Below are 14,571 nucleotides of genomic sequence, written 5' to 3'. Positions count from 1 at the left end.
CTTCGGGGAGATCCACGAAGAGAGCTGTCGGCGCTTCGGCCGCGAACCCGTAGCCGTCCCGGCCGGTGAAGCGGCCGACCGGGCAGAGTCGCTCGCGGACTCCATCGCGCGGCCCGTGTGAGGCCCGCCGCCAACAGCCGCGCCCAACACCCGCCCCCCACAGTTGCCTTGCGCGATTCCCCGGGCGGCCGGTGCCGGGGGATCGCTCCTCGTAGACGTCCCCATTCGCGTGATCGCCGCTCGCCGCGCGCCCCGCGTGCATCCAACCGGGCCTTCGCTGCGGAAAGATCTGCAACGCGGCAGCCGGGCCCGGACGGCCAGGTGTTCGTCGCGCCGGGAGGAGCACGAGTGCGGGACGCGGACGTCGTGATCGTGGGTGCGGGCGCGGCCGGGCTCTCGCTGGCCCACCGGCTGTGCGCGCCCTCGGCCGCCCGGCACCGGCCCGCCGTGGTGCTGGTCGACGCTCCGTCCGGTCCGCTGCGACCGCCCGAGCGCACCTGGTGCTTCTGGGAGCCGCCCGGCGGCCCGTACGACGCGGTCCTGGCCGCCTCCTGGGACCGGTTGCGGGTCCGGGGACCCGACGGCTCGGCCACCGTGGCGGATCCCGCGCCGTTCCGCTACAAGATGCTGCGGTCGGGCGCCTTCGAACGGCTGGTGGACGAGCGCCTGTCGGGACCGGACGGCTGCCGCCGGATCGAGGCGACGGTCGAGTCCGTGCAGGACACGGCCACCGGCGCGCGGGTCTCCGGGCACGACACGGCAGGTCGGTCCCTGGAGCTGAACGCCCGCTGGGTCTTCGACTCCCGCCCGCTCCCACGGCTCCCCGCGGCCCGCACGACGCTGCTCCAGCACTTCAGGGGCTGGTTCGTCCGGACCGCGGACGACGCCTTCGCCCCCGCTGTCGCCGACCTGATGGACTTCCGCACACCGCGTCCCGCGCACGGGCTGTCCTTCGGCTACGTGCTGCCGCTCGGGCCACGGCAGGCGCTCGTGGAGTACACGGAATTCTCCGCCGGGGTCCTGGACACGACGCGGTACGACGCGGCGCTGCGGCACTACACCGACGACGTGCTGAGGCTCGGCCGGTTCGAGGTGACCGGCGTGGAGCAGGGCGTGATCCCGATGACCGACGGACGGTTCACCCCGCGCGCCGGGCGTTCGGTGTTCCGGATCGGCACGGCGGGCGGCGCGACCCGCGCGTCGACCGGTTACACCTTCGCCGCCGTCCAGCGGCAGACCCGGGCCGTCGCCGACGCCCTCCTGACCGGCGATCCCACGGTCGGCGGCCGGCCGCGCCGCGCCCCCGTACCGCCCTCCCCGCACTCGCGCCGCTCCCGGGCGATGGACGCCGTCATGCTGCGGGCGCTGGACACCGGGCGGGTGGACGGCGCGGACTTCTTCACCGGGCTGTTCCGCCGGGTGCCGACCGAGCGTCTGCTGCGCTTCCTCGACGGCGGTTCAGGACCGGGGGAGGACTTCCTGATCGGCCTGAGCACCCCGGTCGCCCCGATGCTGCGGACCGTGGCCGAACTGCCCTTCCTGCGCAGGCGCGAGCCCGGCGAATCTGGCGCCCGCAGACCCGACCCGCCCCCGTCGCGCCGGTGAGCCCCCGCCCCGGCGCGGCCCCTTGATGCCGCGCGCCCCGACGCCTCCCGCCCCGATGCCGCCCCCCCCAACAGGAAGTCATGCCCCATGCCCCTGCTGCGAGACGACGAGTTGTCGTCGGCGTTCGACCACGGCTCCGCCCGCTACGACCGGCTGACCGCGATGAACCCCGGCTACCACGCGCACCTGCGCCGCTCCGCCCGGCGGCTGCGGCTGCCGCACGGCGGGGCCGGGCTGCGCCTGCTCGACCTCGGCTGCGGCACCGGCTCCTCGACCGCCGCGCTGCTCGCCGCCGCTCCGCACGCCGAGATCACGGCGGTGGACGCCTCCGCCGGAATGCTGGAGCGGGCGGCCGCCAAACGCTGGCCCGCCACCGTCTCCTTCCTCCACGCGCCCGTGGAGAAGCTGGCCGAAGGGGGCTTCGTCACCGGGCGGTTCGACGCCGCGTTCGCCGCGTATCTCGTGCGCAACGTCGCCGACCCTGACCGCGTCCTCACCGCCGTCCGCGACCGGCTCCGCCCCGGCGGCCGACTGGCCGTGCACGAGTACGCGCTCGGCGGGAGCGCCGCGCACTGGGCGGTCTGGGCGGGGGTGTGCAAGGGCGTCGTGCTGCCCGCAGGACGGCTCACCGGCGACGCCGGTCTCTACCGCCACCTCTACACCAGCGTGGTCGCGTTCGACACGGCCGCCGCCCTCGGCGACCGGGTGCGCCGCGCCGGATTCGGCTCCGTCCGTGTCCTGCCGCTGCCCGGCTGGCAGACCGGCATCACCCACACCGTGCTCGGCCGCGTGCCCCAGGACCCGCCGCGCGCCGAGCCGGAACAGGGGCCACCCCACCCGCCCCGAAGTCTGGCCCAGCCGCAGCCGCAGCCGCAGCCGCAGCCGCAGCCGCAGCTCCGCAACCAGCACGGGGACCCGCGGTGACCGGCCGCCCCGCCGCGCCCCGCCGTGGCCGCGACCGGCGCGCCCGGACGATTCCCGCGCCGCCCGGCCGCCCCCGCTTCGGCGCCGACGCCCCCGAGGTCGCCGTCATCGGAGGTGGTATCGCCGGGCTCGCCGCCGCCACCGGCCTGGCGGAGCGCGGCGCCCGGGTCACCTTGTACGAGCGCGAGCGCGGCCTCGGCGGACGCTTGGCCGGCTGGTCCACCGACTTGGCCGACGGCTCACCGGTCACCATGAGCCGCGGCTTCCACGCCTTCTTCCGCCAGTACTACAACCTGCGCGGCCTGCTCCGCCGCGCCGACCCTTCCCTCGGCATGCTCACCGCGCTGCCCGACTACCCGCTGCGGCACAGCAGCGGCCTGTACGACAGCTTCGCGCGCGTCCCGCGCACCCCGCCGTGGAGCGCCCTCGGCTTCGTCGCCCTCAGCCCCGCCTTCGGCTGGCGGGACCTGCTCCGGATGAACCCGGCCGCCGCCCTGCCCCTGCTGGACGTGCGCGTGCCGCAGGTCTACGCACGCCTCGACACGGTCAGCGCCGCCGACTTCCTGGCCCGTATCCGCTTCCCCGACGCCGCGCAGCACCTCGCCTTCGAGGTGTTCTCCCGCAGCTTCTTCGCCGACCCGCGCGAACTCTCGGCCGCGGAGCTGGTCCTGATGTTCCACATCTACTTCCTCGGTTCCAGCGAGGGCCTGCTCTTCGACGTCCCCGACGAGCCGTACCCCCGGGCGCTCTGGGAGCCGCTCGGCCGCTACCTGGAAGGCCACGGCGCGGACGTGCGCACCGGCACCGAAGTGAGCGCGGCCGGGTCGTCGGGGCCCGACGGCCCGACGGTCACCGCCGACGGCAGGACGCGGCGCTTCGACGCCCTCGTCCTCGCCCTGGACAGCGGCGGCCTGCGCCGCCTGGCCGCCGCCTCGCCCGGCCTGTGCGACGCGCCGTGGCGGGAGCGGGCCGAACGGCTGCGCACCGCGCCGCCGTTCCTCGTCTCCCGGCTCTGGCTGGACCGCCCGGTCGCCGCCGACCGGCCGGGTTTCCTCGGCACCAGCGGCTTCGGCCCGCTCGACAACATCAGCGTGCTGGAGCGCTGGGAGGGCGAGGCGGCGCGCTGGGCGGCCAGGACCGGCGGCTCGGTGGTCGAACTGCACGCGTACGCCTACGCTTCCGACGACCTGCCCGCCGCCCAGGACCGGCTGGTGCGGCAGATGCACCGGGTGTATCCCGAGACGGCGCACGCCACGATCGTCGACCAGCGGCACGAATGGCGCGCGGACTGCCCGTTGTTCCCGGTGGGCGGCTTCCACGACCGGCCCACCGTCCGCACCCCGCACCCGACCGTCACGGTGGCGGGCGACGCGGTCCGCACCGACCTTCCGGTCGCCCTCATGGAACGCGCGGCGACCACCGGCTTCCTGGCCGCCAACGCCCTGTTGGAGCGGTGGGGCGTGCGCGGCCAGACGCTCTGGACGGTCCCGGAGCGGGGCCGCTCAGCCGTACTGCGGGCGCTGGCGGCCCTCGGGGACACGTGACGGGCCGCGCGCCGTCAGCCCGGGAAGCGGCCGGCGGCGCGCAGCGCCCACCGCCGCTCCGCGTACGCCAGGTCGTCGCGCCACAGCCGCCCGGCGGCCCCGCGCATCAGCGGGCGCAGCACCGGGGCGGCGGCCCGCGCGACCGCGAACCCGCGGCGGTCCGACGCGGCGACCACCGCCTCCACCACCGCGGTCCGCGGACGCCCCGACCGGTCGGGGCCGAGCGGCGTGGCGTGCGTCTCGACCACGGAACCCCGCCCCTCGCCCTCGGTGATGTGCATGACCACGGTCCTGGGCTCCGGCGCCGTGAACACCGCGCGCACCGGCACCACCGCCCGCCCGGCGACCTTGAAGGACACGTCCACCGCGAAGGCGTCGTGCGCCGCGTCGGCATCGCCGGCGGGTGTGCCGACCACCGTGAGGTCCACGAACGAGTACGGGTGCAGCCATCCGCCGTGCCACGGGTCGAGCCGGTTGGCGACCACGTCCTCCGGTTCGCACACCCCGGAACCCGTATAGACCGCCGCCAGGGCGCCCGCGGGCTCCGGCCGGACCGGCACCAGCGGGGCGGCCGTCGGCTCCTCGCCGCCCACCCCGTCCAGCCGCACCCAGACCAGCAGCCCGTCGTCGTGCACGGGGTACGGCTCCCAGCCCGCGAACGGCGCGCCCTTCAGGGACAGGCCGTGCCAGTGGCAGATCAGCGTCCCGCAGCGCACGGAGCTGTCCTTGAGCGGCGCGCCCAGGTGCGGGCAGGCGCCGGGGCCGCCGCGCAGTGTGCCCGCCGCGTCCCGCCACAGCACCACCTCGGTGCCGCCGACGGTCCTGCCGTACGGGCGGCCGTCCTTGACGGCGCGGGAGCCGCCGACGACGAACCAGTTGCCGGACGGCCGCGCCAGGGCCCGCTTCAGGGCGCCGCCGATCAGCCGCGGCGCCGCGTCGCGCCAGGTCGGCCGCTGCTGCGCCCAGCCGGCCGGGTCGCGGCGCAGCCGCAGCGGAAAGCGGCCGGGCCGGTGGTCGGTCACGACATGTTCTCCTTCTCCCAGCGGGACCACGACGGGCCCACCGACGACGGCCGTTCACGCGGTGGTTGACGTGGCCGCCCCTGCGTCCGTGAAGCCTGCCCTCGGTCCTTCGGCTCCGCTGCCGTCGCGCCGCCCCGGGCGCGCAGCCGCGCCGCGCCCAGCCGGACCAGCCCGTCGAGCGCCACCGCCGCGCGCCGCTCGCGCGGTACCACCGCACGGCGGTGCAGGACCGCGTACCCGTCGTCCTCGATCGCGTCCAGGATCCCGCCGTAGAGCACGAGAGCGGTCCGGATGCACGGCCTGGCCACCGGGTCGAGCATCGGCAGGCCGGGCGCCGCTTCCCGGTAGACGCCGCGGGTCAGTTCCGCGGCGGCCCGCAGCGCCTCGGTGATCCGTGCGTCGCGGGCGCCGGTCGTCCGGCTCCACAGCAGCAGGCCGCGGTCCACGCCGTGCGCGGCGAGCAGGTCCGCGGGCAGATAGACCCGGCCCCGGTCCAGGTCTTCGCCGACGTCCCGCAGGAAGTTGCTGAGCTGGAAGGCGACACCGAGTGCCGCGGCGTGCGGGGCGGCCTCCGCGCGGGGGACGACCGTGCCCAGCACCGGCAGCATCTGGAGGCCGATCACCGCAGCCGACCCGTGCATGTAGCCGCGCAGGTCGGCGTACGTCGGATAGTCGCGCACCTCGAGGTCGCTGCGCATCGCCGCCATGAAGTCGGTGAAGTGCCGGTGGTCGATGTCGTACACGGCGGCCGTGTGCGCGAGTGCCCGCACCACCGGCTCCTTGCTGTTCCCGTGCCGCAGTCCGGCCGCCAGCTCCTCCTGGAGCGCGTCCAGTGCGGCGGCCCGCTCCTGGAGGGTCCGCGTCCGGTCGAGGCTGTCGACGATGTCGTCGGCCCAGCGGGCGAAGCCGTACAGCGCGTGCACGGCCGGTCGCCGCTCGACCGGGAGCAGCCGGGTGGCGAGGAAGTACGTCTTGCCGTGCCGGGCGTTGAGTTGTCGGCAGCGCGCGTACGCGGCGCGCAGCGCGGGCGCGTCGATCCCGGCCGCGTCCAGCTCGCGCGCGGTCACGCCGGGGTGCCTTCCGTCGCGAGCCGGGTCCGGGCGGGCGGGGACGGCCGCCGCGGGCGCGGCCCGGTGACACGGGCCGCGGCGAGCTTGCCGGAGATGAGCACGGTCGGCACGCCCACGCCCGGCGTGGTGCCGCAGCCGGCCAGCACCGCGTTCTCGGTGCCTCGCACGAGGTTCCGGGGACGGAACGGGCCGGTCTGCGCGAAGGTGTGGGCCGCGGAGAACGGCGTACCGGCCGCGTGCCCGTCCGCCGTCCAGTCCGCGGGCGTCACCAGGGACTCCTCCTCGATGGCGGCGCCGATCCCGGTCAGGCCGCGCCGCTCCAGCTCGGCGAGGAGGCTGTCGCGGTAGCGCGGCGAGAGCTCTCCCCATGCGCGCGCGTCCGGCCCGATGGCGGTGTTGGGGCACGGCGCCAGGACGTAGTGCAGATGCTTGCCGGGCGGGGCCAGTCGCGGGTCGGTCGCCGTCGGCCGGGTGATCAGCAGCGACGGGTCGGACATCAGGGTCCCGGCGCGGGTCAGTTCGTGGAAGGTGTCCTTCCACGCGGCGCCGAAGGAGATCGTGTGGTGCGCCAGCTCCGGCCAGGTGCGGTCGGTGCCCGCGTGCAGGATCACCGCGGAGGGCGAGTGCCGCAGCGGGACCGCCCGGCGCGGGGTCCGGCCGAGCAGCCGGTAGGCGACCGGCAGATCGGGGGTGAGCACCACCGCGTCGCAGGCGATCCTGTCCTGGTCCGTGACGACGGCGGTGATCCGGTCGCCGGACCGCTCCAGCCGGGTGACGTCCTGCCCGTACCGGAAGTCGGCCCCCGCGTCGGCCGCCGCGTCCGCCATCGCCCGCGGCAGCGCGTGCATGCCGCCGCGCGGGAAGTAGACGCCCGCCACGGTGTCCATGTAGGCGATCACCGCGTAGGCGGCGAGCGCGCGGGCCGGCGGTACGCCCGCGTACAGCGCCTGGAAGGTGAAGACCCGGCGCAGCCGCTCGTCGGAGACGAAGTCGCCGATGCGGGCGTCGAGTCGGCCGAAGCCGCCGAGCGCCGCGAGCCGGGCCAGGTCCGGGTGGACGAGCTGGAGCGGCGAGTCGAAGTTGGCGTCGATGAACCGCCGCATCTGGACCGCGTAGAGGTCGGTGAGCCAGCGGCGCAGCCGCCGGTAGCCCGCCGCGTCCGCCGGACCGGCGAAGCGTTCGATCTCCGCCTCCATGGCCTCGGCGCCGGTGTGCACGTCGAGGCGGCTGCCGTCGGCGAACAAGGCCCGGTAGGCCGGGTGCAGCGCGATCAGGTCCAGCCGGTCGGTCATCGTCTCGCCGACGGCCGCGAACGCCTCCGCGACCAGGTCGGGCATGGTGAGCACGGTCGGACCCGTGTCGATCCGGTAGCCGCCCCGCTCGATCCTGCCCGCCCGGCCGCCGGGCAGCGCGGCGCGCTCCACAACCGTCACCCGGCGTCCCGCGCCCAGCAGGTGCAGCGCGGCGGACAGCCCGGACAGCCCGGCCCCGACCACCACGACATGGTCGGTGCGTCCCGTCACTGTTCTCATCGGTGGTCTCCTGCGGCAGCGGCTTCCCGCGGGCCCGGTCCGGCGGCTGCCGGTCGGTCCTGCGGGTGCGGGGCGTGGTGTACGGACCGCCCGTCCGGGCATACGCCCGCGGCGCGTTGGAAGAGGTCGAGGAGCCGGGCCCTGGCAACCGGTCCGACGCGCGTCGCGCCCGCCAGGAACCGGGCGCTGTCGGCGGCCAGTTTCTCGATCCGGTGCTCGACGGCGGCCCGCGCGCCGGTCGAGACGAGCAGGTCCCGTACCCGGTCCAGATCGCCGTCGGACAACCGCGGGTCGCCGACGGCCGTGTCCAGCAGGGCGAGGGCCCGCCGGTCGTCCGCGGCCTCGGCGTGGTCGCGGGCCACCGCGATCAGGTAGTTGGGCTTCCCGTCGCGGATGTCCTCGCCCGTCGGCTTGCCCGTGTACGCGGAGTCGCCGAACACCCCGTGCAGGTCGTCGCGCAACTGGAAGGCGATGCCCGCCTGTCGGCCCGCCGCGCACAGCGCCCGGGTGGTCTCCTCGTCCGCGCGGGCCAGAGCGGCCCCGAGCGCCAGCGGGCGCTCGACGGAGTACAGCGCGCTCTTCAGCCGGGCCGTGCGCAGCGCCCGCGCGGCCGACCGCGCACCGGTGGTCTGCCCGTGCAGATCCAGGTACTGCCCGGCCACCATCTCGGTGCGCATGGCCTGCCACAGCACGCGCACCCTGCGGGAGGTGTCGCCGGGCAGCGCGGTGGCCGCGACGGTGTCGTCGGCCCAGGCCAGCGCGAGGTCGCCGACCAGGACGGCTGCCGCCCGGCCGAAGGGCTCGGCGGGGCCGGAGCGGCGCGCACAGGGGTACTGCGCGTCGAGGTCGAGATGGACCGCGGGCTGTCCGCGCCGCAGCGCGGAGCCGTCCATCACGTCGTCGTGCACCAGCGCGCAGGTCTGTACGAGCTCCACCGCGGCGGCGATCCGCAGCGCCGCGTGCACCTGTTCGGCGGACCCGCCGCCGCCCGCGGCCCGCAGCCCCCACCACAGGAACTGCGACCGGGTGCGCTTGCCGCCGCCCAGGGTGAACCCGGCGACCCGCTCGGCGAGGTCCCGCGCGAAGACCGCGTCGATCGCCGCCGCTGCCGCCACCCGCTCGCCGAGCTCATGGGCCAGCACCCGCCCGACGTGGTCCGCGACGTCCGCGTCCACGGCCGCGGGGTCCGGCGGGCGGGGGACAAGGACGCGTGCGGAAGCGTCGTACGGGGCGCCCCGGGCCGCCTGCTCACCGGGGGAGGGGTGCTCGTCCGCCGCGATGCGCCTCATCGACTTCCTCTCCTCGCGTCGTTCGGCTTCGTCTTCGGTCATTCCGTCCGGGACGCCCCCGCGGATGCAGCGGACGTCCACTGCTGCCGGGAGGGGCGAAAACACCTCACCACGAGTGACCCATCGTGATCACGCCGCCACATCGGGTCACTGTCGACGAATCTCCGCATGCGGGTGGTCCGGCCCGCATCCGGCCGACCGGGCCGCGCGGAAGAGACCGTGAAGGGGGACGGTGGGGGGAACACAACGCGCGGAACGGAGCTGCTCATGATCAGCGATGCCACCGAACCCGGGCCGCTGTGCCTGGTCACCGGGGCCTCGGGCTACATCGGCGGACGCCTGGTGCCCGAACTGCTGGCCGCCGGGTACCGGGTCCGGTGCCTGGCCCGTTCACCCGGAAAGCTCCGCGACCACCCATGGGTGCACGACACCGAGGTGGTCCAGGGCGATGTCACCGATCCCGACTCGGTGGCGGCGGCGATGCGCGACGTGGACGTGGCGTACTACCTCGTGCACGCGCTGGGCACCGGCTCCGGCTTCGAGGAGACCGACCGGGAGGCGGCCCGGGTCTTCGGCGAGCAGGCCCGCGCCGCAGGGGTGGGACGCATCGTCTACCTCGGCGGCCTGACCCCCGGCGGAGTACCGGAGGCCGAACTCTCGCCGCACCTGCGCTCGCGCGCCGAGGTCGGCCGCATCCTGCTGGACTCGGGGGTGCCCACCACCGCGCTGCGCGCCGCGGTGATCATCGGATCGGGCTCCGCGTCGTTCGAGATGCTGCGCTACCTCACGGAACGGCTGCCGGTGATGGTCACCCCGAGCTGGGTCCGTACCCGTATCCAGCCCATCGCCGTCCGCGACGTGCTCCGCTACCTCGTCGGGAGCGCCGCCATGCCGCCGGAGGTCAGCCGCCCCTTCGACATCGGCGGCCCGGACGTCGTCACCTACCGGGAGATGATGCAGGGCTACGCGGCGATCGCCGGTCTGCCCAAACGCCTGATCGTCCCGGTCCCCGTCCTCACCCCACGGCTGTCCAGCCACTGGATCGGACTGGTCACCCCGGTGCCCCGGTCGATCGCCCGCCCGCTCGCGGAGTCCCTGCGGCACGAGGTGGTCTGCTCCGAGCACGACATCGCCCGCTACGTGCCGGACGGCGAGGGGCAGCCCTTCCCGCTGCGCCGCGCCCTGGCCCTGGCCCTGCGGCGGGTCCAGGACGCACAGGTCACGACCCGCTGGTCCTCCGCCTCGCTGCCCGGCGCGCCCAGCGACCCGCTGCCCACCGACCCCGACTGGTCCGGCGGCAGCCTCTACACCGACCGCCGCGAGCAGGTGGTCGACGCCTCACCCGAGGCGCTGTGGCGCGTGATCGAGGGCATCGGCGGCACGAACGGCTGGTACTCCTTCGGCCTGGCCTGGGCGGTCCGCGGCTGGCTCGACCGCCTCGCGGGCGGTGTCGGGCTGCGCCGCGGACGCCGTGACGCCGTTCATCTGCGGAACGGGGACTCCCTGGACTTCTGGCGGGTCGAGGAGATCGACCGCGGCAGGATGCTCCGGCTGCGCGCCGAGATGCGACTGCCGGGCCTGGCCTGGCTGGAGCTGCACGCCGACCGGGACGACCAGGGCCGCACCCTGTACTGGCAGCGGGCGCTGTTCCACCCGCGCGGGCTCCTCGGCCACGCGTACTGGTGGAGCATCTCGCCCTTCCACGCGTTCGTCTTCGGCGGCATGGCACGCAACATCGCCAAGGCGGCGGAACAGGGCAGGTCCGCCCCGAGCCCGCGGCCGGTCACCACCCACTGACCGCTACGGTGCGACCGGCCGCTCCTGGCGGGCGGCCATCACGGCCCGCAGCCGGACGGCCGCCCAGTCAGGGCCCCGCTCGCGGACCCGGGCGGACAGCCGCCCGAGTCCGGGCGGCGGCGCGGTGAGCAGTGAGGCCACGGCGTCCCCGATCTCCCGCCCGGTCGCCGCGGCCGGGTCCAGGACGACGGCCGCCCCGGCCCGCTCGGCGTCGTGGGCGACGGCGAACTGGTCGCTGGAGAACGGCAGTACGAGCGCCGGGACGCCCGCGGCGACGCACTCGGTGAAGGAGTTGTTGCCGCCGTGGTGCACCATCGCGTCCACCTCCGCCAGCAGCGCGCGCTGCGGCACGGAGGCCGCGACGCACACCCGCGGGCCCGCCAGATCCGCGAGCGCCGCCGTACGGTCCCCGGCCGCCAGGACGACCGCCGCGTCCGGACAGCGCTCCAGCACGCCGCGCGCCACGGTCCGCAGCACGTCGTCCCTGGCCGACAGGAAGGTGCCGAAGGCGACCAGGACGACCTTCCCCGCCGCCGCCCGCAGCCGGTCGGCCGCACCGCGCCAGTACGGGTCGAGGACCGGCGCGTCCTGCGCGGTGCAGTGACCGGCGTAGAGGGCTTCGCGCCCCTCGGGCGGTACGGGCAGGCCGGGAAGCGGCGGGTAGCAGTAGACGACGGCGTGCGGTGAGGTCAGCGCGAACGCCCGGCCGGGCGGCGGCCGGTGCGGGGCGTGGAGTGCGGCGAAGTCCGCGAACAGCGACGTGAAGGCCGCGTCGTTCGCCCGTACCGCGGTGCGCAGCGCCGCCCGCTCGGCGGGGCGCGGCCGGATCCCGGCGGGCCAGGCACAGGGTTCGCCGAAGAAGGCGTCGGGGCCCGCTGGCAGGTAGCCGGGATGTCCGGGACAGTAGGAGGCGTACGACAGGCCGAGGCAGTGCAGGGCGAGCGTCACCGGGTAATTGAGCTGGTCCACCAGGTACCAGTCCGGCCGCAGCCGGTCGTGCAGCATCCGCAGGTCCGCCAGGATCCGCTCCGGGTCGGCGAGCATGTCGGCGCCTCGGTGCCGGGCCTGGGCGAGCAGCGCGGGCACCGCGCCCGCCCTGGTGGCGTCCAGGAACTCGGTGAGACGCGCCGCCTCCGCCGTATCCTGCTCGGTCGTCTCCGCGATCCCCGTATTGGCGTTCCGCGTCACCGTGAGCGGCACGAAACCGATGTCCGCCTCCCGCGCCAGCTCCTCGAAGGCGGGCGCGCACGCGAAGTGCACCTCGTCGCCCGCCCGCCGCAGGGCTCCCCCCAGGACCGACAGCGGCCGGGCGTGCGACTGGAAGGGCGGGCTGACCACCACGATCCGGGCCATGGGACTCCTTCGGACGAGCGGTGTCCGCGTACGCCGACGCGGCACCCGCGGAACTCCACGACGGCGTGCGGCGCGGCTGCGACGGCAGATCCTGCCAGGTCAGGGGCGTGCGCGCTGTGAGGCAGAACCGGCGCCCGAAGTGCATCCAATCCGCTCGGCCGCACGGAAGCGATGACTGTGCACGATCCGCAGCCCCATTCGCACGGGAGAGGCCGCCATGGAAGACATCGCACTGCCGACCGCCCCCGCGGCGGGCTCCGCCACGGGAGCGGCCGGCGACGGGACGGTCACCGGGAACGTCTTCGCCGGTCCGGGCGCTCGCACGGGGCCCGCGCCGGACGACGACGTCTTCGTCGACCTCCGATCGACCTTCTGGACCGGCCGGATCCGGCCCGCCGCCGCGGGCGCGGGCGCCGGGGCGCTGCTGAACCTCACGCAGGCGGAGTACGGCTGGCCGTTCCCCGAGGGCATCGCCTGGGAGGCGGAGGACCTGTCGCTGGCGCGACTCCGCCGCGCCTGCCGGATGGGCCTGGCCCACAGCCCCGAGACGCTGACCGGCCACGCCGGTGGCTCGGACCGGCTGCGGGCCGCCGCGGCCGAGGCGTGGCCGGACGCGCTGCGGGTGCACGGCGCGGACAGCGCGCGCGACGCGCTGCGCGAGGCGCTGCGCCACCGCCCGGCCGGGGCCGCGACGGCGGCCCTGCTGGACGTCGCCACGGCCCGGGGCCTGCGGCCGCTGGAGCCGGAGGAGGCGGCCGAACTCGCGGCGGCCGGCGACCGCGCGACCCGCCACGCGGCCTGGCGCTACCTCGCCGGTGTGCCGGGCGGCGCGTCCCTGCTGCCGGTCTCCGCCGAGGCGGAAGACCCGTACGAGCGGCTGATGCTGCTCCCCGGCCAGGACCCGCTGCTGCCCGCGGCGGCGCGCAGGCCGGGTCTGCTCGTCGCCCAGCCGATGCTGCTGGGCGGCCTCGACACTCCGGGGGAGGGGCTGAGCGGCGGCCTGAGCGTGCTGCTCAGCGGCCTCGGGGACGCGCTGGCCGACACCGGCGCGGTCGCGGCCGTCGTGACGGTGGTCACCGCCTGCCGCAGCGAACTGGCGCGGGACGACAGCCTGTTGCACGCCCGGGGCCCCGGGCACTGGGTGCTGCGGCTCCCCGTGGACGCGGAACACCCCCTCGGCCAGCACGAGATGGGCGCCCACCGCGAGGCGCTGGCCTGGTGGGCCGTACGGCTGCTCGGCGGCCTCGGCGCACGGCTGGACGTCCTGCACGCGCGCTACGCCGACGACGGCTCGCTCGCCATGGCCCAGGCCGCGGAACGCCTCGGAGCCCGGCTGGTGTTCACCGCGACGCCCGATCCGCACCGGCAGATGACCGTACGCCACGGCCGGGCCCCGGCCGCCTCCGACGACCTGCGCGACGACCTGCACCGGGTGTTCGTCGCCGACCGGCTGGTCGAACGGGCCGCACGCGTGGTCGCCATACCCGGACAGCAGGGCGACGCCTCCGAACTCGTCCGCCACTTCCCCCAACTGGCCGCCGCACGGGACGGCGATGGCCCGGCCGCACCACCGGAGGGCATCCAGCCGTACGTGCCGGCCGCGTCCGAGGCGTCCGACCGGGCGGATCTGCTGGGCATGGTCCTCGGCGGGGGCGGTAGCGGCGGCGCGCGGCGGGCGCCGCTCGGCCCGGACGCCCTGCGGGAGCCGCTGCTGCTCTCCGTGGGACGGCTGCACCCCGTCAAGCAGCAGGACATGCTGGTACGGGCCTGGCTGGAGCGGGGCCTGTACCGGCGGTCCTCCCTCGTGCTGATCGGCGGCGCCTCCGACCGTCCGTCGGCCGCCGAGACCGCGATGCGCACCAGGATCGGCCGCCTGCTCGCCCGGCACCCCGGCGCGGCCCACCGGCTCGTCCTGCTCACGGCCCTGTCCAACACCCGCGTACGCCGCCTGGAGCGGGCGCTGGCCGACCCGGCGTCGGGGGCGCGGGCCTGGTACGTCTGCCCGAGCGCCAAGGAGGAGTTCGGGATCGCGGTGCTCGAAGCCATGGACGCGGGCCTGCCGACCGCCGCCCCCGAACGCGGGGGAGTACGCCACTATCTGCGCGACGGCGACAACGGCGTACTGCTGGACACCTCCAGCGCACCCGCCCTGGGCCTCGGCCTCGAACGGATGCTGGACATGCCGCCCTCCGCCGCCCGCGCCCTCGCCGCGCGGGGCCGCGCCACGGTCACCTCCGGCTACACCCTCACCTCCACGGCTGCCGCCTTGGTCGAGGAATACCTGGCCACCGCCCCGCCCGGAACCCCCGGCTGACGCCCGAGCCGCGACGCGAGGTCGTACCGCCGGGTTGGAGGCGAGCCGCCCACCGGCCTGCGGCGATGTCGGCTGCTGGCCGGGGCGTCCACGGGCTGCCGCTGAGCCTGCTTCGGCCTCG

General features: G+C 76.0%; 10 protein-coding genes. 5 read left to right on the top strand and 5 right to left on the bottom strand.

Annotation, left to right across the window (positions count from 1 at the left end; all coding sequences use genetic code 11):
- Window positions 1–348: 348 nt before the first annotated feature.
- From ABZX65_RS06185 to ABZX65_RS06175, 3 genes are all read left to right on the top strand, one after another.
- Window positions 349–1,605 (top strand): lycopene cyclase family protein, encoded by a 1,257-nt coding sequence (locus ABZX65_RS06185; protein WP_355335332.1) that lies wholly within the window; start codon window positions 349–351, stop codon window positions 1,603–1,605.
- Between the two features lie 87 nt (window positions 1,606–1,692).
- Window positions 1,693–2,529, top strand: coding sequence for a class I SAM-dependent methyltransferase (locus ABZX65_RS06180; RefSeq protein WP_355335330.1), 837 nt, complete (start codon window positions 1,693–1,695; stop codon window positions 2,527–2,529).
- A complete protein-coding gene (locus ABZX65_RS06175) occupies window positions 2,526–4,073 on the top strand; it encodes an FAD-dependent oxidoreductase (protein ID WP_355335328.1) in 1,548 nt (515 codons plus the stop codon). Before ABZX65_RS06180 ends, ABZX65_RS06175 begins: the two co-directional genes overlap by 4 nt.
- 14 nt (window positions 4,074–4,087) lie before the next feature.
- Here the strand turns inward: ABZX65_RS06175 and ABZX65_RS06170 are convergent, their stop codons facing one another.
- From ABZX65_RS06170 to ABZX65_RS06155, 4 genes are read right to left on the bottom strand one after another with little or no spacing between them, the layout of a single operon-like run.
- Window positions 4,088–5,095, bottom strand: coding sequence for a DUF5914 domain-containing protein (locus ABZX65_RS06170; protein WP_355335326.1), 1,008 nt, complete (start codon window positions 5,093–5,095; stop codon window positions 4,088–4,090).
- Entirely contained in the window at window positions 5,092–6,162 is a 1,071-nt protein-coding gene (locus ABZX65_RS06165; RefSeq protein WP_355335323.1) for a phytoene/squalene synthase family protein, read from the bottom strand. The genes ABZX65_RS06170 and ABZX65_RS06165 overlap by 4 nt, the downstream gene beginning before the upstream one ends.
- On the bottom strand, window positions 6,159–7,697 hold the full coding sequence (locus ABZX65_RS06160) for a phytoene desaturase (protein WP_355335320.1): 1,539 nt from the start codon (window positions 7,695–7,697) through the stop codon (window positions 6,159–6,161). The genes ABZX65_RS06165 and ABZX65_RS06160 overlap by 4 nt, the downstream gene beginning before the upstream one ends.
- Window positions 7,694–8,986 (bottom strand): polyprenyl synthetase family protein, encoded by a 1,293-nt coding sequence (locus ABZX65_RS06155; protein ID WP_355335318.1) that lies wholly within the window; start codon window positions 8,984–8,986, stop codon window positions 7,694–7,696. The genes ABZX65_RS06160 and ABZX65_RS06155 overlap by 4 nt, the downstream gene beginning before the upstream one ends.
- Before the next feature lie 267 nt (window positions 8,987–9,253).
- Between ABZX65_RS06155 and ABZX65_RS06150 the strand changes: the two genes are divergently transcribed.
- Window positions 9,254–10,783, top strand: coding sequence for an SDR family oxidoreductase (locus tag ABZX65_RS06150; protein ID WP_355335315.1), 1,530 nt, complete (start codon window positions 9,254–9,256; stop codon window positions 10,781–10,783).
- A gap of 3 nt (window positions 10,784–10,786) precedes the next feature.
- Here ABZX65_RS06150 and ABZX65_RS06145 read toward each other — a convergent pair whose 3' ends face one another.
- Entirely contained in the window at window positions 10,787–12,136 is a 1,350-nt protein-coding gene (locus tag ABZX65_RS06145) for a glycosyltransferase (RefSeq protein WP_355335312.1), read from the bottom strand.
- 217 nt (window positions 12,137–12,353) lie between these two features.
- Between ABZX65_RS06145 and ABZX65_RS06140 the strand changes: the two genes are divergently transcribed.
- The gene (locus ABZX65_RS06140; protein WP_355335309.1) at window positions 12,354–14,450 is read left to right on the top strand and encodes a glycosyltransferase; all 2,097 of its coding nucleotides are present in this window, start codon (window positions 12,354–12,356) and stop codon (window positions 14,448–14,450) included.
- Window positions 14,451–14,571 lie beyond the last annotated feature (121 nt).

It is taken from the genome of Streptomyces sp. NPDC003300 (genome assembly GCF_040610915.1).
In the GTDB taxonomy this organism is placed as follows: Bacteria; Actinomycetota; Actinomycetes; order Streptomycetales; family Streptomycetaceae; genus Actinacidiphila.
This window is presented reverse-complemented; position numbering and strand designations above follow the sequence as displayed.

Bases quoted from the DNA above. Each gene is read 5' to 3' on its own strand.
- ABZX65_RS06180 (WP_355335330.1), top strand. From the start codon at position 1,693: ATGCCCCTGCTGCGAGACGACGAGTTGTCGTCGGCGTTCGACCACGGC.
- ABZX65_RS06160 (WP_355335320.1), bottom strand. From the start codon at position 7,697: ATGAGAACAGTGACGGGACGCACCGACCATGTCGTGGTGGTCGGGGCC.
- ABZX65_RS06155 (WP_355335318.1), bottom strand. From the start codon at position 8,986: ATGAGGCGCATCGCGGCGGACGAGCACCCCTCCCCCGGTGAGCAGGCG.
- ABZX65_RS06150 (WP_355335315.1), top strand. From the start codon at position 9,254: ATGATCAGCGATGCCACCGAACCCGGGCCGCTGTGCCTGGTCACCGGG.
- ABZX65_RS06145 (WP_355335312.1), bottom strand. From the start codon at position 12,136: ATGGCCCGGATCGTGGTGGTCAGCCCGCCCTTCCAGTCGCACGCCCGG.
- ABZX65_RS06140 (WP_355335309.1), top strand. From the start codon at position 12,354: ATGGAAGACATCGCACTGCCGACCGCCCCCGCGGCGGGCTCCGCCACG.